The sequence below is a fragment of the Microbulbifer mixtoriginis (SeqCode) genome, from assembly GCF_052467945.1.
In genome coordinates this window covers 2,496,918-2,523,902 of the sequence record NZ_CP174328.1, presented here as the reverse complement: position 1 = coordinate 2,523,902, position 26,985 = coordinate 2,496,918, and the positions used below count along the sequence as shown (strand labels likewise).

The following is a 26,985-nucleotide window of genomic DNA, read 5'->3' as shown; positions in this document are numbered from 1 at the left end:
TGTCCCGGCTTGGGGAGGTAGAGCTGTCCCAATGTGAAACTAGAACACTTTCACTGGGAGTCGAACATGATTAAAACTCATTCATTACTTTCTTTGCTGTTAGCTATTGCACTTTCATTTCTTTCCTCATCAGTAGTATTTGCCGATGGGGCTGAGAGTGAGCAGCAAGTTGCCTTTGAGGTCAATGTAAACAGTGCATCTGCTGAGGAGCTTGCTGGCAAGCTTCTTGGAGTTGGTGAGGCTAAGGCGCAGTTGATTATCGAGTATCGGGAACAATATGGACCCTTTACATCCTTGGATCAGCTTCTAAATGTCAAAGGGATTGGGGCGGCCACCCTGGATAAGAATCGTGAGCGCATTCGGTTGTAGCTGCTTCTGACTAGCGGTGGATTAAGGTCTTCTTTGCTGAGTGGGTAAGGGGTCTATGTCTACCTATTTGCTTAATCGGGTTAGAGAGAGGGTTCAATCACCCCCTCTGCTGTGAATTTGGCGTCAGCACTTATTTGAGTTTTTAGTGTTGGCGCTATCTCACGCCAATCGTAGAGCATTGAGGAGAGAGGTTTAGTGGATCCGATGTCAGCTTGGTGGCTTCCCTTGCTAGTTGGAGGGGCTCTGAGTTATGGCGTGACGCTTGTCTTGCTGTTGCGCATGCGAAATTTGGCTTTAGATGTTCCTAATCACCGTTCAATGCACAGCGCTCCAATTCCGCGCACAGGCGGATGGGCACTGTTGGCGGGCTGCGGACTGGGCATAGCTGTAGGGCCTGCTTCCCTCCCGTTACCTGTTTATATGTCTTTTGTGTTGCTCCTTGCCGTATCTGCCATGGATGATATTAGGCATGTGGCGGCGAAGGTACGTTTGGCTTTCCAGTTGATTGCTGCTTTGATGGTTGTTCTTGCGCTACCTGTAGGGCTGGAGTGGTGGTGGCTTCCCCTTTTTGTGTTGGGCGGGGCCTGGATGATCAATCTATACAACTTTATGGATGGTATAGATGGATTTGCTGGCAGTATGACCGTGATCGGCTTCTCATCTCTTTGTCTGGCATTCCTCTTGGTGGAAGACTGGGAGTTGGCAGGGGTGTGTGTCTTATTCGTTGTGTGCGCATTAATTTTCTTGCGCTTTAACTGGTCTCCTGCGCAAATTTTCTTGGGAGATGCAGGGTCGACGTGCATTGGCTTGGCGGCGTTTACCTTAAGCTTATTTGGATGGCAGAGAGGAGCCTTTGAGTTATGGTTTCCAATCATTGTTTTTAGCCCTTTTTGGGTGGATGCCAGCATTACATTGTTGCGGCGAATGGCTAGCGGGCAGCGTTGGTGGGAGGCGCATCGAGAACATTTTTATCAGCGCTTGGCTATTCGTATCGGGGTGGCAAAAGCGCTCTACCTGCAGCTGATTCTGATGATCGCAGCCTCTGTCCTGGCGTTCACTTTTTCTGCTTTCGCGGCAACTTGATTTCAACGGTCGCTTTTAATTGGCGCCACGGATTGGTTGACTTTTATGTATGGGGTAATCCTGTGATGGGAATTTGGCGAAAGCTGGAGAGGGCTAGGAAGCCGGTTTTGATGTTGCTGTTTGACTTGGCAATGCTGAGTGCTGCCTTTTTTATGGCGATGGCAATTCGATTGAATGGATTAGCTGAAGCCGTAACACTCCCAATGCTGGGTTGCTTGATTATTACGATCTGCTCTAGCAGTTTAATATTTCTAAAGCTTGGCCTTTACCGCACAGTTATCCGCTATATGGGGCAGAAAGCGGTTATTGCTGTGCTCCAGGGAGTTACCGCATCCTCAATTCTGCTTGCGGTTGCCTCTTATTTGACGACCGCAGGTGTCCCTCGCTCGGTTCCCGTAATTTACTGGTGTTTCGCGTTGATAGCAGTTGGGGGGTCTCGGTGGCTCGTCCGAATTTACTATCAAATGGCGTTGGAAATTCATAAAACGCGAGTGGCAATTTATGGGGCTGGTACTGCTGGCCTGCAAGTTTACAAGGCCCTGCTTCACGGTGAGGTCTACAAGCCGGTTGCCTTTTTTGATGATAACACCTCAAAGCAAAAGACCCTGATAGATGGTGTTATGGTCTACTCCCCTTCAAGCATACTTGATGTGGTCGCTGAGCATGATATTGCTGAAGTATTGCTGGCGATGCCTGGTGTTCCAAAGCGCCGGCGCCGAGAAATAGCGAGAGGGCTCCGTGATCAGGGGTTGGTAGTCAAAGCTATTCCTGGCGTAGAGGAGCTGGTTGATGCAGCAGGCCGTACCGAAGATATGTCCCAAACCTATGAGAATGTATTAGGCAGGGCCCCGGTGGAGCCTGAGAAGGCTTTGATAGCTGGTTCCATTAGCGGCAAAGTAGTGCTGGTGACGGGCGCTGGCGGCTCTATTGGATCGGAGCTTTGCAGGCAGATTGCCCAGTGGGGCCCGGCTCATTTGGTGCTGGTGGAATCTTCAGAGTATGGGCTTTATCAAATGGAGCGCGAGCTTCGTCAGCAGCAGCAGGATGAGGGGTATCAACTTCGGGTGACCGCGCTGCTTGGCGATGTTCGGGATAGAGTCCGGATGGCGGATATCATCAAGGGTTTCTCGGTTAATACCATTTATCATGCCGCTGCTTATAAGCATGTTCCCCTGGTTGAGCAAAATGTTGTTCTGGGGGCGGACAATAATGTACTGGGCACGTTGTCGGTTCTGGAGGCTACGGAGGGCTCTAAGGTGGAGCAGTTTGTGCTGATCTCCACCGATAAGGCTGTACGCCCTACGAACGTAATGGGGGCTACCAAGCGTTTCGCGGAGTTGGTGTGCCAGGATTATGGGCGTCGCTCTGCTCAAATGCGGGTTTGCATGGTGCGCTTTGGTAATGTGTTGGGGTCTTCGGGTTCGGTGATACCCCTGTTTACGGATCAGATTAATGCGGGCGGTCCTGTCACTGTAACCCATCCAAAAGTGACGCGTTACTTTATGACCATTCCTGAAGCGGCTCAGCTTGTATTGCAGGCAGGCAATATGGGGCGCAATGGCGATGTGTTCGTTCTGGATATGGGGGAACCAGTCCTTATATATGACCTTGCTGAGCGGCTAATTAGGGTTATGGGGCACTCTGTGAAGGATGATAAAAATCCTGATGGGGATATTGAGATTCAAGTGACAGGTTTGCGTCCTGGGGAAAAGCTCTATGAAGAGCTGCTACTCGGTGACAATGTATTGGGCACTGATCACTCGATGATAATGCGTGCGGAAGAAGAGTTTTTGGACCCTGGGGTCTTGCAGCGATTGATTGCAGGGTTGAGGCAGGCTTGCGTAGAACATCATTGTGAAAGGGTTCATCAGATTTTGTCTGAGGCGGTAAGTGGTTACACCTCAAAGCAAGGTTTAGTCGATGCTGTTTGGTCCCGGTCTCGCACTGTGAAGCCCCAGATAAAAATGGCCACGGTGGAGCGTCTCCCTGTTACCAGTGAGGGCGGCTTGCACTAGCTTGCCAGGTAAGCTGTTAGATGAGCTCCTGACTTTGGGGGCTTGTAAGCCCTAGGGTGGAATATAGGTAAAAGCCATTCTGCCCATGGGGTGAGGGAGGTGCGGTGAAGTATGAAGAAAGTGAATAAGAAAAAACCCCGCATAGCATGCTATGCGGGGTTTTTGTTTGGCTCCGCCTGCTGGGCTCGAACCAGCGACCCAATGATTAACAGTCATTTGCTCTACCAACTGAGCTAAGGCGGAATTTAATCTAACTTATAGAGCGCAAATTAAGCTGCGCATTGAAATTTGGCTCCGCCTGCTGGGCTCGAACCAGCGACCCAATGATTAACAGTCATTTGCTCTACCAACTGAGCTAAGGCGGAATATCTTTTCGGCTGTGCCGTTGAGATGGCGCGTATATTATAGAGCACTCCTGGCGAGGTCAACCCCTTTTTTGATCTTTAACTAATTGATTTGTCAGGAAATTATTTATTTGGCCTGTGCGCAAAATGCCTCAGGTCTGGGTGGGGCGGGGTAGGACGCTATTCTCTTGTATTTGAGGGTGGTATGACGACAGCCTACAATCCGCTGTTGCATGAACGATTGAGTGGTTGAGGGAAGTGTATGGAGTCGCGACCTTTTAAGGTGGAATCTAAGTATCAGCCGGCCGGGGATCAGCCGCTGGCGATCGAGCAGCTATCCGAGGGTATAGATGACGGCTTGAGTCATCAAACACTGCTAGGGGTTACCGGCTCAGGTAAGACCTTCACGATGGCGAATATTATCGAGCGCTTGCAGCGCCCGGCGATAGTGATGGCTCACAACAAAACGTTGGCAGCTCAGCTCTATGGCGAGTTCAAAGAGTTTTTCCCCAAGAATGCCGTCGAATACTTTGTTTCTTATTATGACTACTATCAGCCCGAGGCCTATGTCCCCTCCTCGGATACTTTTATTGAGAAAGATGCATCGGTAAATGAGCACATTGAACAGATGCGCCTTTCCGCCACCAAGGCACTGATAGAGCGGCGTGATGTTGTGGTCGTTGCCACGGTATCGGCTATTTACGGTCTGGGTGATCCTGATAAATACCTAAAAATGGTATTGCACTTGGATCGTGGCGACCTGGTGGATCAGCGCACAATTTTACGCAGGTTGGCGGAGTTGCAATATACGCGCAATGATGCTGATTTCCGCCGCGCAACTTATCGTGTGCGCGGCGATATTATTGATATCTACCCGGCCGACTCCGATTTGGAGGCGGTACGCCTGTCTCTGTTTGATGAAGAGATTGAAGAGATCACCTTGTTTGACCCGCTTACTGGAGAGCAGTTTAAGAAAGTTCCTCGGGTTACCATCTTCCCCAAGAGTCACTACGTTACCCCGCGTGAGACCATTGTCAGCGCTATTGATGAAATCAAAGATGAGCTGCGAGTACGTCTGGAGCAGTTGCGAGGTAATAACAAGTTATTGGAGGCGCAAAGGTTGGAGCAGCGCACCCGCTACGACCTGGAAATGATGCAGGAGTTAGGATACTGCAATGGTGTGGAGAACTATTCCCGCTACCTCTCCGGCCGCAATGCTGGCCAGCCGCCCCCCACGCTATTCGACTACCTGCCAAACGATGCACTGCTATTTATCGATGAAAGCCACGTAACCGTGCCACAAATCGGCGGCATGTATCGCGGGGATAGATCGCGCAAAGAAACTTTGGTGGAGTATGGTTTTCGCCTGCCTTCTGCCCTGGACAATCGCCCCCTGAAATTTGAGGAGTGGGAGCACCTGGCCCCGCAAACAGTATTCGTTTCGGCAACACCGGGGCCCTACGAGGGCGACCATGCAGGGCAGGTGGTCGAGCAGGTGGTGCGGCCCACAGGGCTTGTTGACCCGGAAGTGGAAATCCGCCCGGCCCAGACCCAGGTTGATGATGCGCTCTCTGAAATTCACCGCTGCGCGGAAGCGGATCAGCGAGTGCTGATTACCGTGCTGACAAAGCGGATGGCAGAGGATCTGACTGAATACTTGGCGGAGAATGGCGTGCGGGTACGCTACCTCCACTCCGATATCGATACTGTCGAGCGGGTGGAGATTATTCGCGATCTTCGCATCGGCGAGTTTGACGTGCTAGTTGGTATTAACTTGCTGCGAGAAGGCCTGGATATGCCAGAGGTTGCCCTGGTGGCCATCTTCGATGCCGACAAGGAAGGCTTCCTGCGCTCTGATCGCTCTCTGATCCAGACTATTGGGCGTGCGGCGCGCAACCTTGAGGGGCGGGCTATTTTATATGCGGACAAAGTAACCGGCTCCATGGAGCGCGCGCTGGAAGAGACTCGTCGCCGCCGGGAAAAACAGATTGCTTTCAATAAGGAGCATGGCATTACACCGAAAGGGATTCGCAAAAGTGTTGCGGATATTCTTGAGGGCGCTGTGGCGCCCGGTGTGCCTAAAAGTAAGCGCAAGGTGGCAGAAGGGAAGGGAGCCTATAAGGTCGATGACAAGCCGATGTCCGATAAGCAGCGCTGGGCGCGAGTTGCTGAGCTGGAGAACCAGATGTATGAGCATGCCAAAAATCTGGAGTTTGAATCTGCAGCGAAGCTGCGGGATGAGATTGCTCACCTGAAGGAGGTGGAATAGTTTAGTTGGGGGCGGCTTTTTCGGCTGCCCTCACCACCACGGCAACTTAAAAAAACTCTGCAAAAAGTTCAGTAAGTTGTTGAAAACACTGAAAAGCGGTGCTAAAGTTCGCGCTCTTCGCAGCACTGGGTTCCCCCGCTGCAGAGTTCTAGACCCGTAGCTCAGTTGGTTAGAGCGCTGCCTTGACATGGCAGAGGTCAGCGGTTCAAATCCGCTCGGGTCTACCATCTTCAAAAGGATGGTTACCCATCTGAATCAATAGCTCCATGAACCACTTCATGGATAGTTTCATGCGGTCTTTGGTAGGGGTCGCCACTGAGAGAAAGGACAAACAATGCTCGTTGTTACTCTCCCCGATGGTTCTCGTCGAGAATTTTCCGCTCCGGTTTCCGTGCATGACGTTGCCGCAGATATCGGTCCTGGCTTGGCCAAGGCTGCACTTGCTGGCGTAGTCGACGGCAAAGAGGTTGATACTAGCTATGTCATCGATCGCGATGTCAATCTGGCCATTATCACCGACCGCCAGCCCGAAGGCCTGGAAGTCATTCGCCACTCCGCTGCACACTTACTGGCACAAGCCGTTAAGCAGCTGTACCCGACGGCCCAGGTCACTATTGGCCCGGTTATCGAAGATGGCTTCTATTATGACTTTGCCTACGAGCGCCAATTTACGCCGGAAGACCTGGAAAAGATCGAAGAGCGTATGGAAGTGCTGGCCAAGGAAGATATTACAGTCAGCCGCCGACTGATGCCCCGTAAAGAAGCGGTGAAGTACTTCCGCGATATGGGTGAAGAGTACAAGGCTGAGATTATCGACAGCATTCCCAGCGACGAAGATATTTCTTTGTACCGCCAGGGCGATTTCGAAGATCTGTGTCGCGGCCCCCACGTGCCCTCCACTGGCAGGCTGAAAGCGTTCAAGCTAACCAAGGTGGCTGGTGCTTACTGGCGCGGCGATTCAAACAACGAGATGTTGACCCGTGTTTATGGCACCGCCTGGGCCAACAAGAAAGAATTAAAAGCTTACCTGCGTCGTATTGAAGAGGCAGAGAAGCGCGACCACCGTAAGCTGGCCAAGAAATACGATCTCTTCCATATCCAGGAAGAGGCGCCCGGCATGGTGTTCTGGCACCCAAATGGCTGGACTATTTACAGTACTGTCGAGCAGTACATGCGCCGCCGTCAGCGCGAGTTTGGTTACAAAGAAATCAAGACTCCGCAGCTGGTAGATTTCAGCTTGTGGCAGAAGTCTGGTCATGCGGATAAGTTTGCCGATGACATGTTTACGCTCACCAGTGAAGAGCGTCAGTTTGCCATCAAACCCATGAACTGCCCCTGTCACGTGCAGGTGTTCAATCAAGGTTTGCGCAGTTATCGCGATCTGCCGCTGCGTTTGGCGGAGTTTGGCTCCTGTCACCGCAGTGAACCCTCCGGTTCCCTGCACGGTCTGATGCGCGTGCGCGGCTTCGTACAGGATGATGGCCATATCTTCTGTAGCGAAGATCAGATCCAGTCAGAGGTTTCTGACTTTATGGATCTGCTGCACTCCGTGTACAAAGACTTCGGCTTTAATGATGTTATTTACCGCCTCTCCACTCGCCCGGAGAAGCGTGTAGGTTCTGATGAAAGCTGGGATAAGGCAGAGAAAGCCCTGGCCGATGCGCTGGATGCCGCGGGCCTGCCGTGGGAAGAGCTGCCAGGTGAAGGCGCCTTCTACGGACCCAAGATCGAATTCTCCCTGAAAGACTGTCTCGGCCGGGTATGGCAGTGCGGTACCATTCAGGTGGACTTCTCTATGCCGGGCCGTCTGGATGCGCAATATGTTGCCGAAGATGGTTCGCGTCAGTCCCCGGTGATGTTGCACCGTGCAGCCCTGGGTTCCTTCGAGCGCTTTATCGGAATTCTGATCGAGCATTACGAAGGCGCATTCCCCACCTGGCTGGCACCACAGCAGGTGGCGATCATGAATATTACCGATCGTCAGGCCGATTACTGTCGTGACTTGGAGGCCCGCCTTGGTTCGCTGCAATACCGCGCCAGTGCTGACTTGAGAAACGAGAAGATCGGCTTTAAAATCCGCGAGCACACGCTCCAGCGTGTCCCTTATCTGCTGGTCATTGGCGATAAGGAAGTAGAGAGCCAGACGGTTGCCGTGCGCACCCGCAGCGGTGAGGATCTGGGAAGCATGACTTATGAGTCTTTCCTTGAGATTCTTGAGCAGGACGTCAGTCGCCGCGGCCGTTTGTCCGAAGATAATGCATAACAACTTGGCAACTGGGAGACCATAGCTATTAAACGAGACACTAAGGGACGGTCCAAAAAGGCCCGCATAAACGATCAGATTGAAGCGTCAGAAATCCGCCTGATTGGCGCTGATGGCGAACAGGTAGGCATTGTCTCCCTGAATGAAGCGCTGGAAGCTGCACAGCAGGCTAGCTTGGATCTCGTTGAAATTGCCCCGGACTCCACGCCGATAGTCTGTAAGATCATGGACTACGGCAAGCACGTATTCGAAGCTAAAAAAGCTAAGAATGCCGCCAAGAAGAAGCAGAAGCAGCAGCAGATCAAGGAAATGAAATTCCGCCCGGGCACCGATATCGGTGACTACCAGATCAAGCTGCGCAACCTCATCCGCTTCCTGGAGGCGGGTGACAAGGCCAAAGTATCCCTGCGCTTCCGTGGTCGTGAAATGGCTCACCAGGAGCTGGGTATGGAAATGATGCAGCGCATCGAAAAAGACCTGGAAGAGCTGGCCATTGTAGAGCAGCGACCAAAGATGGAAGGTCGCCAGATGCTGATGGTTCTCGCTCCCAGTAAAAAGAAAAAGTGAGGTTTGGGGAAGCGATTCCCGGAACCTCCTTTGAGAAGTGATTGGGCGACGGCTGCCTCCTCACTCTCACCGTGCCGATGGCTCAGGTTGTCGGCAGATACTAAAGGTGCCTGTTATGCAGGCGAATATTCACTTTGGAGTACAAAATGCCGAAAGCAAAGACTCACAGTGGCGCTGCCAAGCGCTTCAAGAAGACGGCTGCGGGCTATAAGCACAAGCACGCTAACAAGAGCCACATCCTCACCAAGATGACCACCAAGCGTAAGCGTCAGCTGCGTGGCACCCAGACTATGAACAAGTCTGATGCCGGTCTGGTCGATCGTATGCTGCGCGCCAAGTAATTGGCCCAAATCGCAAAGGTTTAAGAGGATAGAGTTATGGCCCGTGTAAAACGTGGTGTAGAGGCGCGTCGTCGTCACAAGAAGATTCTGAAGCAGGCTAAAGGTTACTACGGTGCGCGTTCACGCGTATTCCGCGTTGCCAAGCAGGCAGTTATTAAAGCTGGTCAGTACGCATACCGTGACCGTCGCGTTAAGAAGCGTAACTTCCGCGCTCTGTGGATTACCCGTATTAACGCCCAGTCCCGTGCAGAAGGCCTGAGCTACAGCCGCCTGATCGCAGGTCTTAAGAAAGCGGAAATCGCACTGGATCGCCGTGTACTGGCTGATCTGGCTGTTTACGATAAAGCCGCTTTTGCTGCCGTAGTTGAAAAAGCTAAGGCAGCCCTGGCAGCGTAAGCTGTCACTTCAGTTGTAAAACTGAATACTTAAAATAGGGAAGGGCTGTAGCGGCCCTTCCCTATTTTTTTATGGGGTTTCCGCTATTTTTTACCGGTGGCGGTGCCAGGGGAGCCCCCGCGGTGCAAATGCACCGGCAAAAACAAGCACAAAACTAGGGCCAATCGGCCTCAATCGAAGTTGGATTCAAACGGGAACAGTTCGATGCAAGATTTGCAGTCCCTCACCGAGCAGGCAATGGAGCTGGTGGAGAAGGCCGATGGCCTCGCCGCACTGGATCAGGTGCGTGTTGATTACCTGGGCAAAAAGGGCCAGCTGACGGCACTGCTGAAAGGCCTGGGCAAGCTGTCTGCTGAGGAGCGCCCGGCTGCGGGTGCCAAGATCAATGAAGCTAAGCAGCAGGTGCAGGAAAAAATTAATGCGCGCCGCACTATGCTGGAGCAGGCAGCCATCAATGCCAAGCTGGCTGAAGAGACCATTGATGTCACCCTGCCAGGGCGTGGTGAAGAGCAGGGCAATGCTCACCCCATTACCCGCACTTTAAAGCGTGTAGAAGATTTCTTTGCGGGCATCGGATTTACAGTTGAGAACGGCCCGGAAGTCGAACAGGACTATTACAACTTCGAAGCCCTGAATATTCCCGCGCACCACCCAGCGCGCGCGATGCACGACACTTTCTACGTGGACCCCACCACAGTACTGAGAACACACACCTCTTCCGTGCAGATCCGCACCATGGAGAAAAAGTCTCCGCCGCTGCGCATTATCTGCCCCGGCCGCGTATACCGTTGCGACTCCGATGTGACCCACTCGCCCATGTTCCATCAGGTGGAAGGCCTGGTAATCGGCGAGAACATCAGCTTTGCGCATCTGAAAGGCACCATCGACCAATTCCTGCGTGCTTTCTTCGAAGCGGAAGTGCCTGTGCGTTTCCGTCCGTCTTATTTCCCATTCACCGAGCCGTCTGCAGAAGCGGATATCCAGTGCACCGCCTGTGGTGGTGAAGGTTGCCGCGTATGTTCCGGCACCGGCTGGCTGGAAATTCTCGGTTGCGGCATGGTGCACCCGAACGTGTTTGCCGCCTGCGATATCGACAGTGAAAAATACTCCGGCTTTGCCTTCGGTATTGGTATCGAGCGCCTCGCCATGCTGCGTTACGGCGTTAACGATCTGCGCTTGTTCTTCGATAACGATCTGCGCTTCTTGAAACAGTTCTAGCCCAGTGAGAGCGCGAATGGCCGAGGCGGTTCGCAGTAGCAATCGAATTGTGGAGGCCCGGGTGGCGAAATAAATATCCCGGGCGAAACGCGCACAGAGTTGCGCTGACGGAATACAGAAAGAGATCAACTATGAAAATCAGCAACTCCTGGTTGCGGGAATGGGTAAACCCGAAACTCACCACGCAGGAACTGGCCGATCAAATCACCATGGCCGGTCTGGAAGTGGATGGCATAGAAAAAGTAGCGGGTGATTTTTCCGGAGTGGTTGTGGGTGAGATTGTCGCCTGTGAACAGCACCCGGATGCGGACAAACTACGCGTGTGTAAAGTGGCCGGCCACCCTGACGGTGAAATGCAAGTGGTGTGCGGTGCTCCCAATGCGCGCATCGGAATCAAAATTCCTTTTGCCCTGGTAGGCGCCAAATTGCCGGGCGATTTCAAAATCAAAAAAGCCAAGCTCCGTGGTGTAGAGAGCTTCGGTATGCTCTGCGCACAGACCGAACTGGAACTGGGCGAAGACAACGACGGTATCTGGGAACTGCCGGAAGACGCACCCACCGGTACCGATCTACGCGAATACTTGCAGCTCGATGACGAAACCATCGAAGTAGATCTCACCCCGAACCGTTCCGACTGCCTCGGTGTTGCCGGTATCGCTCGCGAAGTGGGCGTACTGAATCGTTGCGCCGTTCAGGGCCCGGAAGTTGCCTCGGTACCCCAGCAAATCGAGGAGAGCCTGCCCGTATCCCTGCTGGCCGAAGCCGCCTGCCCGCGCTACGTAGGTCGTGTCATTCGCAATATCGATATCAAAGCCGTAACACCTCTGTGGATGCAAGAGCGCCTGCGTCGCAGCGGCCTGCGCAGTATCGATCCGGTAGTAGACGTAACTAACTACGTCCTATTGGAGCTGGGCCAGCCCATGCATGCCTTCGATCTGGAGAAACTCTCCGGCGGTATCAAGGTGCGTATGGCAGAAGCCGGTGAAGAGCTGACCCTGTTGGACGGCCAGGCAGTGAAGCTACAGGAAGGCACCCTGGTGATTGCCGACGAAGAAAAGCTACTGGCCATGGCCGGTATTATGGGTGGCTTGGATTCTTCCGTTACCGAAGGTACCCAACATATCTTCCTGGAGAGCGCCTTCTTCAGCCCGCTGGCGATTGCCGGTAAAGCTCGCTCTTACGGCCTGCACACCGATTCCTCCCACCGCTTTGAGCGCGGCGTGGATTACCACCTGCAAGAGAAGGCGGTTGAGCGCGCTACCCAACTGCTACTGGATATCGTTGGCGGTGAGCCAGGCCCGGTACACGTGCGCGAGCTGACTGAAACCATGCCCGCCGAGCGCCATATTACCCTGCGCCGTGCCAAGGTAGAGTTGGGCCTGGGTATCAAGCTGGCCGATGACGAAATCGTCGATATTCTTACCCGCCTGGGTCTGGAAAAAATCGACCAGAATGACGAAGGCTGGACCTTCCTCGCCCCCAGCTTCCGTTTCGATATCGCCATCGAAGCCGATCTGCTGGAAGAGCTGGCCCGTGTTTACGGCTACAACCGTATCCCTAGCGAAAGCTTTACCGCCGAGCTGGAAATTGCCCCGCGCCCGGAGAGCACCATTGCCCAGGACAGTCTGGAGCAGACCCTACTGAGCCGCGGCTACTACGAAGCGATCACTTTCAGCTTTATCGATAGCGACAGCGCTGCGCTGTTTGACCCGGAAGCTGACCCAGTGGCCCTGCAAAACCCGATCAGCGCAGAGCTGGCGGTGATGCGTACCACCTTATTGCCGGGCCTGTGCAAAGCCTTGCAGTACAACCTCAATCGCCAGCAAAACCGCGTGCGCTTGTTTGAAACCGGCCTGCGCTTTGTACCTGGCGCGGAGCTGCACCAGGAGCAGATGATCGCTGGTCTCGCCTACGGTAACCGCTTTGCGGAAAACTGGACTGGCAGCAAAGACAGCGTGGATTTCTACGACGTGAAAGCCGACGTGGAAGCCCTGCTGGCTCGCACCGGTGTCGCCGACGAATTCCGCTTTGTTGCCGGTCAACACTCCGCACTGCACCCCGGCCAAACCGCCAAGATTATGCGCGGCGACCACGAAGTAGGGGTTATCGGTGCTCTGCACCCGCAGCTGCAAAAGAAGCTGGATCTGGCCAAGCCCGCCTTCGTATTCGAGCTCAGCCTGGAAGCGATCGGCCAGGGTAAAGCCCCGGCATTCCGCCCGCTGTCCAAGTTCCCGGAAGTGCGGCGCGACCTGGCCCTGCTGATCGACGCGGATGTTCCCGCCGCCAATCTGGTAGAGGCCGCCACCGAGGCCGCCGGTGAAACCTTGACGGACCTCAAGATATTTGACGTCTACCAGGGCAAAGGTATTGATTTAAATAGAAAAAGTGTCGCTTTGGGGTTGACGTTTCAGCATTCGTCGCGCACCCTTAATGACGAAGAAATCAATGCCGCTGTAGATGCGGTGGTCGGTAAATTAGAAGAAAAATATAACGCTAGTCTGCGCTAACAGGGCATGATGCTCTCGGTGTGCAGACTGAATTGCACCCCGAGAGCGTCTGCTTCCGGGTTGAAAGCCGCCGCGGTTTGGGCCGCTTCCGATCTGGAGTCGACGCCTCTGAATCAATTGGTAGGATCCAATGACAGAGGCACTGACCAAGGCCGGGCTCGCCGAGAAGTTGTACGAGGAGCTGGGCTTTAATAAGCGCGAAGCAAAAGAGATCGTCGAGTATTTCTTCGAGGAAATCCGCAATGCGCTGGAAAGCAACGAGCAGGTCAAGCTCTCGGGCTTTGGCAATTTCGACTTGCGTGACAAAAGCCAGCGCCCCGGTCGCAACCCCAAGACCGGCGAGGAAATCCCCATCTCAGCCCGCAGGGTAGTCACCTTCAAACCAGGGCAAAAACTCAAGACACGAGTAGAGGAACATGCTGGAACCGAGCAATAATGCTCAGCTACCTGCAATCCCCGGTAAGCGCTATTTCACCATTGGTGAGGTGAGCGAGCTGTGTGCCGTGAAGCCCCATGTACTGCGCTACTGGGAGCAGGAATTCCCACAGCTGAAGCCCGTTAAACGCCGCGGCAACCGACGTTACTACCAGCACCAGGACGTTATTATGGTGCGCCAGATTCGTGCGCTACTCTATGAAGAGGGCTATACCATTGGAGGAGCCCGCCAGCAGATAGAGACCGGTAGTGAAAGGGCAGAAGTGGTGCAGTTACAGCAGGTGCTACCGGAAGTGATAGCGGAACTCAAAGATGTAGTGGCCTTGCTGGACGGGAGAAAGAAATTCTAAAAAACTGTAAACCTGGGCTTGCAATCCAGCTGCACTCAGGTATGATTCACGCCACATCGAGACACGATGTCTTTAAAAATCAATCACTTAGCGAAGTGAGCGATTTTTCAAAATCGGAGCGTAGCGCAGCCTGGTAGCGCACCACACTGGGGGTGTGGTGGTCGTCGGTTCAAATCCGGCCGCTCCGACCATATATATCGTTGTATAACAACGGCCAAGAAACCCGCTTTTTAGCGGGTTTTTTTGTGGGTGGAATTTTCAGTAATTTAGCTGGAGGGAATGTCAGTTGCTACCCATACGGTGCATCTCTTTAAAAAACTGAGGAGAGAAAAAAACAATATTTATCCGCAAGGCTTGATAGTCATCAATCTCGACAGGTTGAGCTAGATCTAGAGGCCGAGTTGTTTCTAGTCGCTAATGGCCTCAGCCTTGGCCCATCAATATTTTCTGCAGGTGTCCAGAAATTATCCGGTAAATGGCGTTAGAAGCTATTAAATAGTAGCTGTTGGAAAGCTTCCGCTCCCTCAATGTTACAAATTATCTGCAGTGCTGGGCGTTCCACTAAAGTATTCAAAAAATAGAGAGTTATAAAAATATGTACGTAAAGAGTTTCGTTTTGGTCGCAATAGCCATATTTACTTCTGCCTGTACTAGCCGGTACCTAGAGCCGCAGGAGGGTGAGTTGGCCGCTTTGGAGATGCCAGTAAAACACGTAAAGGTAGGTATCGGAGCAAATTCATCAATTTATCTTTTTGCAATTAAGGAAGAAGGAGCCAGCTGTGGGAAAGTTTTCAAACCGCTGGGACCTAAAAATCGGGGAGATAAAACAGTTACCGTTAATATTCCAGCTGATCGTGAAATATTTGTAGCCAATTCTTCAAGCATAGGGAGCTATTCGTTTTGTAATGTTGCTGGTTCATTTAAGTCAGCTCAAAATAAGAATTACAAGCTTACTTCAGCGCCAATTTTTGGTGGCTGTGGTATCGTGTTGTTTGAATTGGATGGTGACAAAGTTAAAGCCGTAGAATTGGATGATGCAAAACTTGACAATTTAACTGGAACAAAAATTTGTGCTGGATAAAGACCTGAAAAAATATACTAAGAGAGGCACTTTTTCGCCGCAAATTTTGTGTCGGATACTTCAAAAACCACTATACCTAAAGAGCCTTTTAGATAAGCGTCATGGCAAGAAAGTAGTTGAGTCAGGTATTAAATAAGAAGATTACCGAAAATAGAAAGAAACCCAAAATCTGAAAACATAGGAAAGTTTATGGGGTGTGTCGATTGCTGCGTTAATTGGAATTTTTCTAACTTTGGAGGTTTCCTGTGCCACTTCAGAAATATTTTTCCTATATAGTGATCCAGCCGAAAGGGGAAGCCCTTTAGTCATATTCAAGCGCTAACCGCCCAATCAAAACTACAACCAGTTCCTCTATTGGTACCGCAAGCTATCTGAACAAACTTCGGTGTCTAATACCCCTGACTTTGTTCCCATGAGTATCAAGTCCCCCACAGCCACTACGGGAAATCTGGGTATATTGGATTTCTCTAATGGGATAAAGCTGAAGTTGATACCCGTGTAGTGAGTCAACCTGGTCAGGTGTTTGTGCCCAAGCTTCAGCGACACCATCAACCACTTTTTACGCATGTACCAGTGATTGATCATGCAGAGTGATATAGGGTTTACCAAGCGCTGTGCAGTATCCAGCATCGAACGCTGCATTCCATTTTTATATTTTTACCAAAGCGAATAATAGGCAGGCCACAATTTTCAATGTGGTGTTTAATCCGTATCGCGTTGACCTTGGCAGACTTATGATCTCGTCAGAAGGAGTTAGCTTCCACGCCAGGACCATTGCCAGCGGTATCACTGGTATCGTGATTGGTCACGGCAGAGAAGAAAGCGATTTCCAGTCACTGCTTATTGCAGCCTTCGATTATCTGGGCTCTCCAGTCAGAGTGTATTTTTCCAGAGAGATATACTTTCAGTTTTATAGTTGAGTTACTTAATAGTGGTAAACAATAGAGTTTGATACTTAGGAAATGACTTACAGTAGGAATTTGACTTGAGAGGAGGGGGCTATTGATTGAGTCAATTAGGATATATTAATGCGTCATTAGCGCTGAAGTATAAGACCAAAATCCCTTTTGGCTCTTACTTATTGGTGGTTAAGGTAGCCTTATGGCTTAAACACCACATTTTCTGGCACTTTTCCAGATGGCAGTCTTGTAGAGTGCAATTGTGAGATGAGCCACTTTCCTTTCACTTTCTTTAGAATAGCGCTTTCGAGCCAATAAACATCCTGGCTCTCACTCTTTTTAGCAAAATTGGCCTTATTCCAATAGTTGATTGTGACTAGGTCTGGCTTCTCATCAAAGTCAATAATGCTAAAGTAATTGGTTCTAACAGTATCTGATGGCTTTGCTACCTTAATTAGATCTTCAATCGTCCATACTTCACCATGTTCGAGCAAGAGAAAAGATTCAGTTACGGTGCCTCTCATACGCTCATGGTCTACATCGGATAGGTAATTTAGAAGGTTCACGATAGTTTTGAATGCTTCAGGCTTCTCTTGCGCCTGTGCGTTACCGATTGTCAAAACAAACAACATCAATGTAAAAACAATATTTCGCATAAGTTATTTTCCTGGTTTTAGAGATTAATTATTAGTAACGGGAGTGTTGATTTTACAACATTTACTTCATCAAGTGTCTAAACTGCTTAAAGTGAGGGAAGCTATAAATGTTAGGCGAGTTCCGGTCGGAGCAGGTTTTCGCTGATGCTGTCTATTTTTTAAGCAAAAAATTTGTTTTTGGGATCTCAGAGCCACACTATACGCATACCAGAGTAAGTTTAGATATTTGTACACTCTGCGCCAATGTTCTCCGGCTGGATTACACCTAAGATACAGCTCGAGTAAGGATTGTTGCTGAGTTCTGTTGAGCTGATGTACCTCAATGATTGCGGCGAGATCATAGAAGCGACGCCCATAGCCGCGTACTCCCAATCAATGGCATAAAGCCGCCCGGCCTTTTCAGTGATGAGATTTCCAGTGCTTAAAATCATTATGGCAAAGAAAGAAGCTACTACCTAGCTGTTCCGCGGCAACAACATGGGAAGAAATCGTTTGATAAAGCTGTACTAGTGTGGGGTAGAAATCTGCTTGTTCATTAATCGAGCTCCAATAATGTTCAGCTTTAAAGGATATATCCAAGTGGGCATCAATTTCAGGGAGGCTGTGGATTTCATTAAGTAAATTGGCAACCTATTCCGGAGCATTGGCATCACTTCCATTCCAAGGTGCACTTCACAAAGTGGGTAACTTGGTATTGATATGCTGGGGCACTGTAAACTAAAGGAGCGTATAGCCCGGCACTACTTGAACTCACAAGGAGGCAGGTCTCTGTTTGTCGGTTTAAATCTAGAGCACTGCTGTATTGTGAATTGATACGTAGAAGTAATAGCTCTTGGTTTGCCTTGAGTGGGAATGTTTGGTCCGTTTGCCCCTGTAAGCCGTTTGACCACAATGGATTTGGATGGGCTCCATAGGGCCAGTCCTGGGGAAGCATAACGTAGAACTAATATCTTTGCCGGTTGATTAATTAATTGAAGCTGAATCTTATCAAATATTGTAGGCCATTCTAGAGGCACGTAATAGTGATGAACTTAATTTCAAAAATAAAATGTGGGTGAGTAGTGTGTTTTAAATTGCGAGTCTTGATTGAAAATGGGGCTGGAGGTTTATTCTTGTGATAAACAATATTCTTCAAAGTATGATTCTTTTAGGGAGAATTTGATTCATGAAATTAGTAATTGTGGTCCGCATTACAGCTCTCAAATAAAATAAGGTGTGTCAGATTTGTCCTGAATTAATACAACTAAAACTGCCTGATGCTAGGTGTGCCCAATTCAAAGCTGGAATCCGGCACTATTACAGCTGGCGATCCGTTCTCCAGATCGCCGAGAGAAATAATCTGCCTATAGCTGACTAGCTCACGCAGAGTTTTGAACTTCCTTGCAGATGCCCACTTCACTTTTTAGTCGATAACTATTAAGAAAAGGTGACTGCACGCTCATTCAAATCATAATACTGAGTATTAACCTTAATCTTTACGGAGCTACCGGTAGCATCAAACCAGCCGAGGTACCCGGTAACCTCTAGGCTTTTATGGGTAGTGGCCAACGCCTCACGTAAACGCTGGGCCCAGGGCCTTAACTTCTCACCATCATAACCTGACCCGCAAGCGCAGAGATGCAGATCGACAAAATTGCCAGGCAAACCCTCTTTAACCAGCGTGCCCGCTAGCTGCGTGGGAGTATAGGTTTTCCATACTCCGCCCTGCCACGACTCTACCCCTCTATCGAAAACTTTTGCTTGTTTATTCTTACCACTATTGCGTTGTGCACCAATTTGCTTGCCATCGCCACCGCCGGTACCATGAGCAACAATATAAAGAGTATCACCAGATTTGAGGCTACTGAGACACTTATCTATCCAGCGGTACATAGACTTACCAATACCAGATGTTACCTTGTTGGCAAGAATTTGATTCTTCGGAATATCCCATGCACTCGCCATATTCTCCGCGAACTCTAGCATTTCATCACTGTTTACCGGGAGGTAAATGTATTTTGCCATTTTTTACACCTTGTTATTATTACAATGCCAAAATTATAACACCAAGCCTTGCAGAGTGAATTATTCAGGGCACCCAAAAATTGGAGAAAAGTCTCAGTTTTGCGACAAGCATCGGTTCTGGTGGCTACTCATATCTGATTTGGAAATAAGGGTAGGTGAAATGTTAAGAACTTGTATTTAGGCTTTAGAAAACTTCACTTTGTGGTAATAAGTCAGAAATCGTAGTGTTGATAGATTGGAGCAGGGTTAAATTATCAAAGAGGAAACTCCGATAGTGGATCAAACCATGTACCCTATGTTTATTGAGCTTGCTGCACGAATGCATAGTTGAATCAAAGTGTAATCAGGGTGTTTAGGCGTATTTGTGATATTGGCCCTGATTGTGTTTAGGTCTACATAGCCCATACTGGCCGCGTTAACGCTTTTATCCAATAAAGCCCAGGATTTTAATTAGTGGCCTGTAACGCTGTCTTCAGGATTAGCTGAGATTCATTTAAGAAGTGTATAAAACAGCTGACATTGATTAAATTTTCCTGCCAGAGAAGGACAACGCTTTGTAGCTTTAGCGATTCACAGTGATCGAGTACGCTGCCCTGGGTTATCGTTGTGCCAAGTTTAAGGCCTTAAATAGCTCCAGATAGCGAAGAATCACTTCGATATCTGGTCAGGTCAGCCTTTTTACCGATATAAAGTACGATATGGTAATGTTTACTCATTACGGTATAGGTTACGTTACTAAGTGTAAAATTCGATGCCAACCTATTCATAGGCGTTTCAATTAACTGGTACTAGGCGTAGGGGTAAATGCACTATAAGAGGGTGTTACACCAAGAAATATCTGAATGATTCTGGGCCGAGTCCTTGGTTGTTCTCATATTGGTATGGATAAATAGTAGGTGTTTTATTAAATTTCATCAGTAGGGTTGGCGGTTTAGGCTTTATATTTGGTGAGTGTTGAGAAGTGTCCTTAGTTTATTTGGCGTCAATAATGAAAGTGAATGAAGTAGCTAGAGTTTCGAGGGAATACGTTTATTTGTATCCGCATGCGACAAATAGTGCCAGTAAAGTTAAGCTGTAGCTGGCTTGTCCGCTAAGTGACTATACCTTGTCTATAGTACGAATTGCTTACCTCTTTACTCAGAGAGCTTTGATGGTTTATCGATCCGCTTAAGATGCAATGAGTGAATGAATGTGATGGACGGACGTTAGTCATGCCATCGGTTATTTTAAGGTTTCTATTAATCTGTTAGAAGCTGTTTCATAACTTGAAATCAGTTATTCTTGCGACCTCATGGAATGATAAGACCAGTAAGTGTGAGTAGATTTAAGTCAGAATTAACCGACGCTCAGTGGAAATTGATTGAGCCTTGCCTTCCCCAGCTAAAACGTGGAAAAGGAGGTCCTAAACCCATTGATAACCGTGCATGTTTTGAAGGTATCTTGTGGATTTTGCGCTCAGGAGCACGATGGAAGGATCTCCCCCCATCTTACCCTTCGCCGAGTACTTGCTGGAGAAGGCTCCAGTTTTGGGAAGAGCAAGGCGCTTGGTTGGAGGCTTGGAGAAAATTTCTCGGACAGCTCGATCAAAGATCCCTGCTTAATTGGAAAGAAGTCTTTTTGGATGGTAGCTTTGCTTCAGCAAAAAAAGGGGAGCAGAAGTCGGAAAAACTAAGCGAGGCAAGGGTACAAAGTGGATGGTGGTGGTCGATGGCGAAGGTATTCCATTGGGAGGCACCGTTACTTCGGCCTCACCAGAAGAAGTAAATTTATTACACCCACTACTCGATGTTACCTATGAAAATACAAAAATTCGACGACTAGTGTACGACAAGGCTGCAGATTCTGATCCACTACGCCATAGTTTGGCCCGCCGTGAAATTGACCTGATTTGCCCTCACCGTAGGAATAGAAGAAAACCTTCGAAACAAGATGGCAGAAAGCTTAGGAGATATATGCGACGTTGGAAAGTTGAGCGAACTTTTGCATGGCTAGGGAACTACCGTCGTTTAGTTATCAGGTGGGATCGCTACTTATCTTCATACAGAGCTTTTTTCTATATTGCCTGCATGTTAATTACGCTAAAGAAGTTATGAAACAGCTTCTAGCAAATGACTGTGGAGGATGCTGGTGAGATTTCTAATCTCATGCCTGTCAATACTAGGTGATCACCGCCCAATAGACTTCCCCGGTCTGCTTTCGAGAGCCTTGTTTTTTTCACTCAGTTTGGTTGTAAGCGCTTCATTAGGTGCGCAGGAAATCAGTTCCTCAGACCTGGGGCAAGATACGTTTACCCCAGAAGTTGCTGCTGACTATCTGAGGAAAGAGTTAAAAGGCACCCAGAATTTGGTTTGGACCGGGCATAAAATACCCGATACTGATTCCGTTAGTGGGAGCTTGCTCTCAGCCTTCATTTATGGTGGTAAGCCAGCAATTCCCAGTAAAATCAATCCGGAGACTCGCTTCGCCATTGAACAATGTGGTGCTGAGGAGCCCGAAATAATTGAGAATTTCTCAGGGAAGACTGTTGGATTGGTGGATTTTAACCAAGGCACTCAATTGCCAACTGGCGTTGATCCAGACTTAATCGTAGCAATAATCGACCATCATGCGATTGGTGGATCGCCAATTAATATTCCAAATGTAATCAGTATAGAGACTAGGCCATGGGGATCGAGCGCGACAATTTTAACTGATCATGCTCAGAAGTTTGCTATTGAATTACCAGTTCATCTGGCGTGTATGGGGTTGGCTGCAATTCTTTCGGATACGGTTAACCTGACATCACCTACCACAACCGAGTACGACAAAGTCTATGTAAAAAAATTGGCAAAGAGAGCTGGTATAGATGATGTAGATAAATTTGCAGAGCGGATGTTGCTAGAGAAATCAGATCTGGGTGGGTTTTCCGCCAAGGATATTGTTTTACTTGATTTTAAAGATTTTGAGTTCGGAGGAATAAAAGTTGGTATTGGTGTTGCTGAAACGCTGACAGCTCAACAGTTAATCAACAGAAGGTATGAACTGAAGTCTGCCATGGGCGAGATAAAAAAAGAGAAAGGTATCGATCACTTGATCTTCGCAATTGTCGACACTCGTGAAAATAAATCTTATTTACTTTGGAGTGACACCTCAGACAAAGATCTTATTATCTCTGCTTTTGGGGACCAAGTAGTAGATGATATGGTTGTTGCTAAAGGGATGATCTCGCGAAAACGCCAAATTGGCCCGGCAATTCAAAGAGCTTTAGAGAATTGAAACATTGACTGATTTATTGAGCTTACTAACAAGATCATATTCCTGCGCAGCACATTTTGTTTGGAGATGAAATTGGATGGAATCATTATCAACTAAAAACAGATTCCAAGAAAGTTGGAATAAAACTGACCCATACCAGATGTGAAGCTCTACCATTTATCAAACAATGGAACGCCTTTGGTTTTGCTGGTGATACAATGTCTTGATCGTCAACGACGATTTTGATTGAAATAGTTACAGATCACCAAACAAAGGGTGTCTTTATGGCTGCCATCAACTAGACAAAGCCAACTGGGTGAGATTCTATATAGATACTATCCGAGCGTTATCTCCATTGTTTAAAAACTGCACGAGTAAATAAAAAATTGTTAATTACTTTTGGTTTTCTTTAATGGGCTATTATTCAGTTTAAGCCCAAAAGGCTGGGGTTGAACTCCGGTGTTTTTATATGTTGGAGTTTCAAGTTGGCGACAAATCCATAAAATCAAGTATTAATCTCAAGCTATGCTATGTTTAGCAATATGCGTACCCTTGCTCATATTATACGCAATAACTTCCCTTTTCGTTTGACAATATTCTTGTAATCCCACTGAATTACCTTTGATTTTTTTAGTCAGCGTTTTTATCAGTTGTTTTTATCTGCACTGCCTCTGTATAACCTGATTCTTAGTGTCTTAAGTCCAAAAACAGATCGCTACACTTATCGAGATTACCGGAGTCACAAATATACGGGGCTTGGTACAGGGTGCGCCAATCGGCAAAGTAAATAAAGAGCCAGTTCCTCCACGCTTGATACAATCCCAAGGGGTTATGGTATCTATCTCAATAGATCAAACAAAACCTAATTTCTAAATCTGGGGAGAGTGAATTCTCTAGGCGATGATGGCATTACGAATATTCGAATTGTAGTTGGTGATGGTACCAGTAATAGTTTTCGCTGACCAATCACGATAGTTCTCTAGTTTTTGACCTCCAGCAGTTCTTGAGTGATTTGTTAGCAGAATAGCGTGGTGATATGGTGGTTTTCGCAGCTGGAATCGAAAGGATGGTGGAAGATTCATGCTTGCTAATATTTGAGCTACTTTGGTCTTCAGGCCTCTCTGAAAGCCATTGTTCTGTCATGATCTATCTACAATGTGCATCTTATCGCTTTATTCGGTTTGTTTGACGCATTATCTAGATCTAATGGTTGTGCTTTGTTTTAGAGCATAGTGAAAATAGTGGCACAAATTAGGAGGATCTAATAATGATAAAAACAACAGCCAAGTGGGTTGGCGGGATACTATTGCTTGGGATGGTTGCAGTCTCGGTCTTTGCCGTAAATGCAATTTATTTTAAACCATGGTCTATCAATGTATATTTTGAGCGAGCTTTTATAAAAATTCAAAGTACCAGCCCGGAAACACTTTCAATTTTCCGCATACTGGAACGATTTGGGATTGATGGCCATAATGCCCATCTTGATGATGTTTCTGAAAAGATGAAGCAACATGAGATACAGATAGTTAAGGATGAACTATCTACATTAAGGAGCTATGACAGATCTAGCCTCAATGACCGGCAGGCAATTTCCTATGATATTCTGGAGTACTACCTGGAAAGTCTAGTAGAAGGGGAGCGCTGGAGGCATCATAATTACCCTCTCAATCAAATGTTTGGTGTGCAAAATACTCTTCCGGAGTTTCTTGTTGAGTTGCATCAAATTAACAATGTCAAAGAAGCGGATTATTATCTCTCCCGCTTAAGTGAAGTAGATAGAAAATTTTCTCAAGTATTGGATGGGTTGAAAATTCGGGAACAGAAAAAGATCCTGCCTCCACGCTTTGTAATTGATCGTGTGTTAAGCGAAATGCAAAGGTTTATTAACGTTCCGGCGCATGAAAACATACTTTATACCTCTCTGGAAAATCGCTTGGATACTCTTGAAACTTTACCAGATCAAGAGCGTACACGTATCCTTGATAGAGGAAAAATATTAATTGAAACAGATGTCTATCCTGCGTACGCAAGCTTGATCGCTTACTATCAAGAATTACAGTATAAGGTTTCAGAGAGTAATGGCGTTTGGGCCCTCCCGGAAGGTGATGAATTTTATGCATATCAAATACGTATTCATACCACTACAAATCTGACTCCCGATGAACTGCACAATACGGGCTTGATGGAAGTAGAACGTATAGAAGACGAAATGAAACAGATCTTTGCTTCTGTAGGTCTTGATACGGGAAGCATTAACTCCCGTTTCTCCGCTATAAATAATGATCCTCGGTTTCTTTATGAAAATTCAGATAAGGGCCGTGAGCAAATTATCAAAGACTATCAATTGATTATCGATGAGATTAACGCAGGTATTGACGATTATTTCAACATAAAACCAACTGCGGGCGTTGAAGTTAAGCGAATTGCAGGGTTCAAAGAACAAGGCGCACCGAAAGCATACTATATGCCCCCGGCAATTGATGGGTCTCGCGGAGGGGTGTTTTATGTAAACCTGCGCGATGTCCATGAAACAAAGAAATTTACCATGCGAACTTTAGCTTATCATGAGGCAATTCCAGGGCACCATTTTCAAGAGGCAATTGCAAAAGATTTAGAGGGATTGCCTACTTTTCTTAAAGCCGTATCAAATACAGCTTATGCGGACGGCTGGGCTCTTTATACAGAGAAGCTAGCCAAGGAGATTGGTTTTCAAGATGATCCCTATGATGATCTTGGGCGATTACAAGATGAGATGCTTCGTGCTGTTCGTTTAGTGGTAGATACCGGTATACATCACAAGCGCTGGAGTCGAGAAGAGGCAATTGAATATATGGTGAAAACGACCGGTTTTCCGAGAACTGAAGTCACCACTGAGGTTGAGCGCTACTTCGTGATGCCGGGTCAGGCTGTAGCTTATAAAACTGGTATGTTAAAGATATTGGAGTTGCGAGAACGTGCTCGTCAAAAGTTAGGGAGTAAATTTGATATACGTGAATTCCATGATGTGGTACTAACTAATGGTGCCGTACCGCTGATGGTGTTAGAGCAACTTGTTGACCGCTGGATTGCCACTAAGAAAGTCTAAGAGAGTTAATAAAGAGGCATTTCAAGCGGTATCATTTGCTATTAAGAGTGAGCTCGCGTTAATTGTAATAGAGATCAACAAGATCATTGTAGCGCCTGAAAGGGGGTTGAGTTCAACTCATACCCCACTACTGAATTCAAGCAGATAATGGCCTGCTTTCTGCGGGTCATTTTTTATTTATCCCTTAGAATCTCCATCGCAGCATTATGCCCAGGCACTCCAGTAACGCCGCCTCCCGGGTGGCTACCGGAACCACAGAGATACAGGCCCTGAATCGGCGTGCGGTAATCCGCAAAGCCCATAAAAGGGCGGTTGCTCCACAGTTGGTCCAGGCCTAAGGCACCATGGAAGATATCGCCACCCATCAAGCCAAACTTGCGCTCTAAATCCAGCGGTGAGTGGATTTGTTGGGCGATGATGGAATCACGGAAATTGGGTGCATAGTTGTTGACGGTATCGATAATGGTCTGAGCTGCCTGCTCACGGTAGTTGTCCCAGCTCTTACCCTCCGGCAGTTCTGGAGCAAATTGTTGGCAGAATAGGCTGGCGACATGTTGGCCCTCGGGGGCCAGGGAGGGATCGATGGTGGAGGGGATCAATATCTCGACAATGGGTTGCTTTGACCAGCCGTATTGAGCCGCATCTATATAGGCCTGCTCCAGGTAATCCATGGTAGGGCCAATGACGATTCCCGACTTGTGGTGCGGTTGTACGTGAGTACCGGGTTTGCATGTAAAGTCTGGCAGTTCAGACAGTGCGACATTCATACGGAAAGTGCCGGACCCCACTCTAAAACCACGTACTCTGCGGTGAAATTCCGGCTCCAGATGTTGTTCGTCAATCATCTGGGAATAGAGCAGTTTAGGGCCGACATTGGCGATTACTTTATTAGCTGCAATAGTTTCCCCGCTACTTAGCCGTGCTCCGGTAGCGCGACCACCATCGATAAGCACCTCTTTGACTTCAGCGTCTGTGCGAATAGTGACCCCGAGCTGCTCTGCCTCTTTACGCATGGCTTGAGTGATAGCACCCATACCACCCATAGCATGGCCCCAAGCGCCTTTCTCACCGTTTACCTCGCCAAACACATGGTGCAAGAGCACATAGGCGGAACCGGGAGTGTTGGGAGCGGCATAGTTGCCGACAATAGAGTCAAAGGCGAACGCAGCTTTTACATGGTCATTTTCGAACCAGGCATCCAGCACGTTGGTAGCACTCTTGGTGAACAGGTCCAGAGCGTCTCGGCGTGATGCCATACTTAACTTTTTCGCTCTAAGCCCAAATCCACCAGCGCGAACCAGGTCTATAAGGCCACCACCCACGTTGGGGGGAGCGCGCAGTAGCTCTTCGCGTAAAATATCCGCAACGGTTTCTAGCATGGCATAAAAGTCAGGTAAAGTAGCTGCGTCTCTCTCTGAGAAACGTGCTACCTCTGCTTGTGTATCCACAAGATTCTTATGGAAGGAAAGACTATTGACTTCTGAAAGTGGGAAGAAGTTTGATTGAGGCCGTAATTTGATTTCCAGGCCATGCTCTCGTAGATGGAGGTCTTCGATGATCTTGGGGTTAAGTAGGCTCACGGTGTAGCTTGCCACAGAGTTTTGGAAGCCTGGGTGGAATTCTTCAGTAACCGCAGCACCACCAACAATCGACCGGCGTTCAAGAATCGTTACATTTTTTCCAGCTTTAGCCAAATAGCAGGCACAGACAAGGCCATTATGGCCACCACCTATAATCAAAAAATCCTTCATTATTATTCTCTGAGTAGGAAAAGGTTAGGATCAATTGTCGTCAAAAACCGAAAAAAAATAAAGAGTCCAAAATCAGATTATTATCGATACCATTTTGTCTATTGCTAGGCCTAAAGTT

The 26,985-nt window shown here is 48.4% G+C and carries 20 protein-coding genes, 4 tRNA genes and 2 pseudogenes; 20 read left to right on the top strand and 6 right to left on the bottom strand.

Features of this window, described 5'->3' with window-relative positions; translation table 11 throughout:
* Positions 1-66: 66 nt before the first annotated feature.
* The 3 genes from ACJJIJ_RS11100 to ACJJIJ_RS11090 all read left to right on the top strand — a co-directional run bounded on the left by ACJJIJ_RS11100 (position 67) and on the right by ACJJIJ_RS11090 (position 3,467).
* Entirely contained in the window at positions 67-369 is a 303-nt protein-coding gene (locus ACJJIJ_RS11100) for a ComEA family DNA-binding protein (protein ID WP_252082368.1), read from the top strand.
* Positions 370-573: 204 nt separating this feature from the next.
* The gene (locus tag ACJJIJ_RS11095; RefSeq protein WP_252086005.1) at positions 574-1,452 is read left to right on the top strand and encodes an MraY family glycosyltransferase; all 879 of its coding nucleotides are present in this window, start codon (positions 574-576) and stop codon (positions 1,450-1,452) included.
* A 65-nt stretch (positions 1,453-1,517) separates the two neighbouring features.
* Complete coding sequence (locus ACJJIJ_RS11090) at positions 1,518-3,467, top strand: polysaccharide biosynthesis protein (protein ID WP_444937417.1); 1,950 nt, start codon at positions 1,518-1,520, stop codon at positions 3,465-3,467.
* A gap of 167 nt (positions 3,468-3,634) precedes the next feature.
* Here ACJJIJ_RS11090 and ACJJIJ_RS11085 read toward each other — a convergent pair.
* A tRNA-Asn gene (locus ACJJIJ_RS11085) sits at positions 3,635-3,710 on the bottom strand.
* 46 nt (positions 3,711-3,756) lie between these two features.
* A tRNA-Asn gene (locus ACJJIJ_RS11080) sits at positions 3,757-3,832 on the bottom strand.
* Positions 3,833-4,073: 241 nt separating this feature from the next.
* On the opposite strand from ACJJIJ_RS11080, the gene uvrB reads away from it, so the two are divergent.
* The 13 genes from uvrB (at position 4,074) to ACJJIJ_RS11015 (ending at position 15,740) form a co-directional block, all read left to right on the top strand.
* Complete coding sequence (gene uvrB, locus ACJJIJ_RS11075) at positions 4,074-6,080, top strand: excinuclease ABC subunit UvrB (RefSeq protein WP_444909164.1); 2,007 nt, start codon at positions 4,074-4,076, stop codon at positions 6,078-6,080.
* Positions 6,081-6,230: 150 nt separating this feature from the next.
* A tRNA-Val gene (locus ACJJIJ_RS11070) sits at positions 6,231-6,307 on the top strand.
* A gap of 107 nt (positions 6,308-6,414) precedes the next feature.
* Positions 6,415-8,343 carry a threonine--tRNA ligase gene (thrS, locus tag ACJJIJ_RS11065; protein WP_444937416.1) on the top strand — a complete coding sequence of 643 codons (1,929 nt, stop codon included), beginning with the start codon at positions 6,415-6,417 and terminating at the stop codon, positions 8,341-8,343.
* A 21-nt stretch (positions 8,344-8,364) separates the two neighbouring features.
* Positions 8,365-8,910: a translation initiation factor IF-3 gene (gene infC, locus ACJJIJ_RS11060; RefSeq protein WP_435583647.1), complete on the top strand. Its 546-nt coding sequence runs from the start codon at positions 8,365-8,367 to the stop codon at positions 8,908-8,910.
* 146 nt (positions 8,911-9,056) lie between these two features.
* Positions 9,057-9,251, top strand: a complete 195-nt coding sequence (gene rpmI / locus ACJJIJ_RS11055; RefSeq protein ID WP_020413351.1) for a 50S ribosomal protein L35 — start codon at positions 9,057-9,059, stop codon at positions 9,249-9,251.
* Between the two features lie 36 nt (positions 9,252-9,287).
* Positions 9,288-9,647 carry a 50S ribosomal protein L20 gene (gene rplT / locus ACJJIJ_RS11050; protein WP_252082363.1) on the top strand — a complete coding sequence of 120 codons (360 nt, stop codon included), beginning with the start codon at positions 9,288-9,290 and terminating at the stop codon, positions 9,645-9,647.
* A 204-nt stretch (positions 9,648-9,851) separates the two neighbouring features.
* A complete protein-coding gene (gene pheS, locus ACJJIJ_RS11045; RefSeq protein WP_252082361.1) occupies positions 9,852-10,865 on the top strand; it encodes a phenylalanine--tRNA ligase subunit alpha in 1,014 nt (337 codons plus the stop codon).
* Positions 10,866-10,996: 131 nt separating this feature from the next.
* Positions 10,997-13,372: a phenylalanine--tRNA ligase subunit beta gene (pheT, locus tag ACJJIJ_RS11040; RefSeq protein ID WP_444937415.1), complete on the top strand. Its 2,376-nt coding sequence runs from the start codon at positions 10,997-10,999 to the stop codon at positions 13,370-13,372.
* Between the two features lie 130 nt (positions 13,373-13,502).
* Positions 13,503-13,808, top strand: coding sequence for an integration host factor subunit alpha (gene ihfA, locus ACJJIJ_RS11035; RefSeq protein WP_108733837.1), 306 nt, complete (start codon positions 13,503-13,505; stop codon positions 13,806-13,808).
* Positions 13,789-14,157 (top strand): MerR family transcriptional regulator, encoded by a 369-nt coding sequence (locus ACJJIJ_RS11030; protein WP_444937414.1) that lies wholly within the window; start codon positions 13,789-13,791, stop codon positions 14,155-14,157. The genes ihfA and ACJJIJ_RS11030 overlap by 20 nt, the downstream gene beginning before the upstream one ends.
* A 114-nt stretch (positions 14,158-14,271) precedes the next feature.
* Positions 14,272-14,348 (top strand) — tRNA-Pro (locus ACJJIJ_RS11025).
* Positions 14,349-14,839: 491 nt separating this feature from the next.
* A complete protein-coding gene (locus tag ACJJIJ_RS11020; RefSeq protein ID WP_444937413.1) occupies positions 14,840-15,238 on the top strand; it encodes a hypothetical protein in 399 nt (132 codons plus the stop codon).
* Between the two features lie 385 nt (positions 15,239-15,623).
* Positions 15,624-15,740 (top strand): hypothetical protein, encoded by a 117-nt coding sequence (locus tag ACJJIJ_RS11015; RefSeq protein WP_444937412.1) that lies wholly within the window; start codon positions 15,624-15,626, stop codon positions 15,738-15,740.
* A 57-nt stretch (positions 15,741-15,797) separates the two neighbouring features.
* Here ACJJIJ_RS11015 and ACJJIJ_RS11010 read toward each other — a convergent pair.
* The 3 genes and pseudogenes from ACJJIJ_RS11010 to ACJJIJ_RS11000 all read right to left on the bottom strand — a co-directional run bounded on the left by ACJJIJ_RS11010 (position 15,798) and on the right by ACJJIJ_RS11000 (position 18,797).
* Positions 15,798-15,933: pseudogene (locus ACJJIJ_RS11010) on the bottom strand (YtoQ family protein).
* Between the two features lie 404 nt (positions 15,934-16,337).
* On the bottom strand, positions 16,338-16,793 hold the full coding sequence (locus ACJJIJ_RS11005) for a nuclear transport factor 2 family protein (protein ID WP_444937411.1): 456 nt from the start codon (positions 16,791-16,793) through the stop codon (positions 16,338-16,340).
* A gap of 1,416 nt (positions 16,794-18,209) precedes the next feature.
* On the bottom strand, positions 18,210-18,797 hold the full coding sequence (locus ACJJIJ_RS11000; RefSeq protein WP_444937410.1) for a hypothetical protein: 588 nt from the start codon (positions 18,795-18,797) through the stop codon (positions 18,210-18,212).
* 1,296 nt (positions 18,798-20,093) lie between these two features.
* Between ACJJIJ_RS11000 and ACJJIJ_RS10995 the strand changes: the two genes are divergently transcribed.
* From ACJJIJ_RS10995 to ACJJIJ_RS10980, 4 genes and pseudogenes are all read left to right on the top strand, one after another.
* On the top strand, positions 20,094-20,561 hold the full coding sequence (locus tag ACJJIJ_RS10995; RefSeq protein ID WP_444937409.1) for a transposase: 468 nt from the start codon (positions 20,094-20,096) through the stop codon (positions 20,559-20,561).
* A pseudogene (locus ACJJIJ_RS10990) lies at positions 20,459-20,890 on the top strand (IS5 family transposase); the annotation flags it as partial. The gene ACJJIJ_RS10995 and the pseudogene ACJJIJ_RS10990, both read left to right, overlap by 103 nt.
* Before the next feature lie 34 nt (positions 20,891-20,924).
* Complete coding sequence (locus ACJJIJ_RS10985) at positions 20,925-22,052, top strand: manganese-dependent inorganic pyrophosphatase (protein WP_444937408.1); 1,128 nt, start codon at positions 20,925-20,927, stop codon at positions 22,050-22,052.
* A gap of 1,246 nt (positions 22,053-23,298) precedes the next feature.
* On the top strand, positions 23,299-25,116 hold the full coding sequence (locus ACJJIJ_RS10980) for a DUF885 domain-containing protein (RefSeq protein WP_444937407.1): 1,818 nt from the start codon (positions 23,299-23,301) through the stop codon (positions 25,114-25,116).
* Between the two features lie 173 nt (positions 25,117-25,289).
* On the opposite strand, the gene ACJJIJ_RS10975 is transcribed toward ACJJIJ_RS10980, so the two are convergent.
* Complete coding sequence (locus ACJJIJ_RS10975) at positions 25,290-26,867, bottom strand: phytoene desaturase family protein (RefSeq protein WP_252082343.1); 1,578 nt, start codon at positions 26,865-26,867, stop codon at positions 25,290-25,292.
* Positions 26,868-26,985: the final 118 nt, after the last annotated feature.

Bases quoted from the DNA above. Each gene is read 5' to 3' on its own strand.
- ACJJIJ_RS11100 (WP_252082368.1), top strand. From the start codon at position 67: ATGATTAAAACTCATTCATTACTTTCTTTGCTGTTAGCTATTGCACTT.
- ACJJIJ_RS11095 (WP_252086005.1), top strand. From the start codon at position 574: ATGTCAGCTTGGTGGCTTCCCTTGCTAGTTGGAGGGGCTCTGAGTTAT.
- ACJJIJ_RS11090 (WP_444937417.1), top strand. From the start codon at position 1,518: ATGGGAATTTGGCGAAAGCTGGAGAGGGCTAGGAAGCCGGTTTTGATG.
- uvrB (WP_444909164.1), top strand. From the start codon at position 4,074: ATGGAGTCGCGACCTTTTAAGGTGGAATCTAAGTATCAGCCGGCCGGG.
- thrS (WP_444937416.1), top strand. From the start codon at position 6,415: ATGCTCGTTGTTACTCTCCCCGATGGTTCTCGTCGAGAATTTTCCGCT.
- rpmI (WP_020413351.1), top strand. From the start codon at position 9,057: ATGCCGAAAGCAAAGACTCACAGTGGCGCTGCCAAGCGCTTCAAGAAG.
- rplT (WP_252082363.1), top strand. From the start codon at position 9,288: ATGGCCCGTGTAAAACGTGGTGTAGAGGCGCGTCGTCGTCACAAGAAG.
- pheS (WP_252082361.1), top strand. From the start codon at position 9,852: ATGCAAGATTTGCAGTCCCTCACCGAGCAGGCAATGGAGCTGGTGGAG.
- pheT (WP_444937415.1), top strand. From the start codon at position 10,997: ATGAAAATCAGCAACTCCTGGTTGCGGGAATGGGTAAACCCGAAACTC.
- ihfA (WP_108733837.1), top strand. From the start codon at position 13,503: ATGACAGAGGCACTGACCAAGGCCGGGCTCGCCGAGAAGTTGTACGAG.
- ACJJIJ_RS11030 (WP_444937414.1), top strand. From the start codon at position 13,789: ATGCTGGAACCGAGCAATAATGCTCAGCTACCTGCAATCCCCGGTAAG.
- ACJJIJ_RS11005 (WP_444937411.1), bottom strand. From the start codon at position 16,793: ATGCGAAATATTGTTTTTACATTGATGTTGTTTGTTTTGACAATCGGT.
- ACJJIJ_RS11000 (WP_444937410.1), bottom strand. From the start codon at position 18,797: ATGGCAAAATACATTTACCTCCCGGTAAACAGTGATGAAATGCTAGAG.
- ACJJIJ_RS10995 (WP_444937409.1), top strand. From the start codon at position 20,094: ATGATAAGACCAGTAAGTGTGAGTAGATTTAAGTCAGAATTAACCGAC.
- ACJJIJ_RS10980 (WP_444937407.1), top strand. From the start codon at position 23,299: ATGATAAAAACAACAGCCAAGTGGGTTGGCGGGATACTATTGCTTGGG.
- ACJJIJ_RS10975 (WP_252082343.1), bottom strand. From the start codon at position 26,867: ATGAAGGATTTTTTGATTATAGGTGGTGGCCATAATGGCCTTGTCTGT.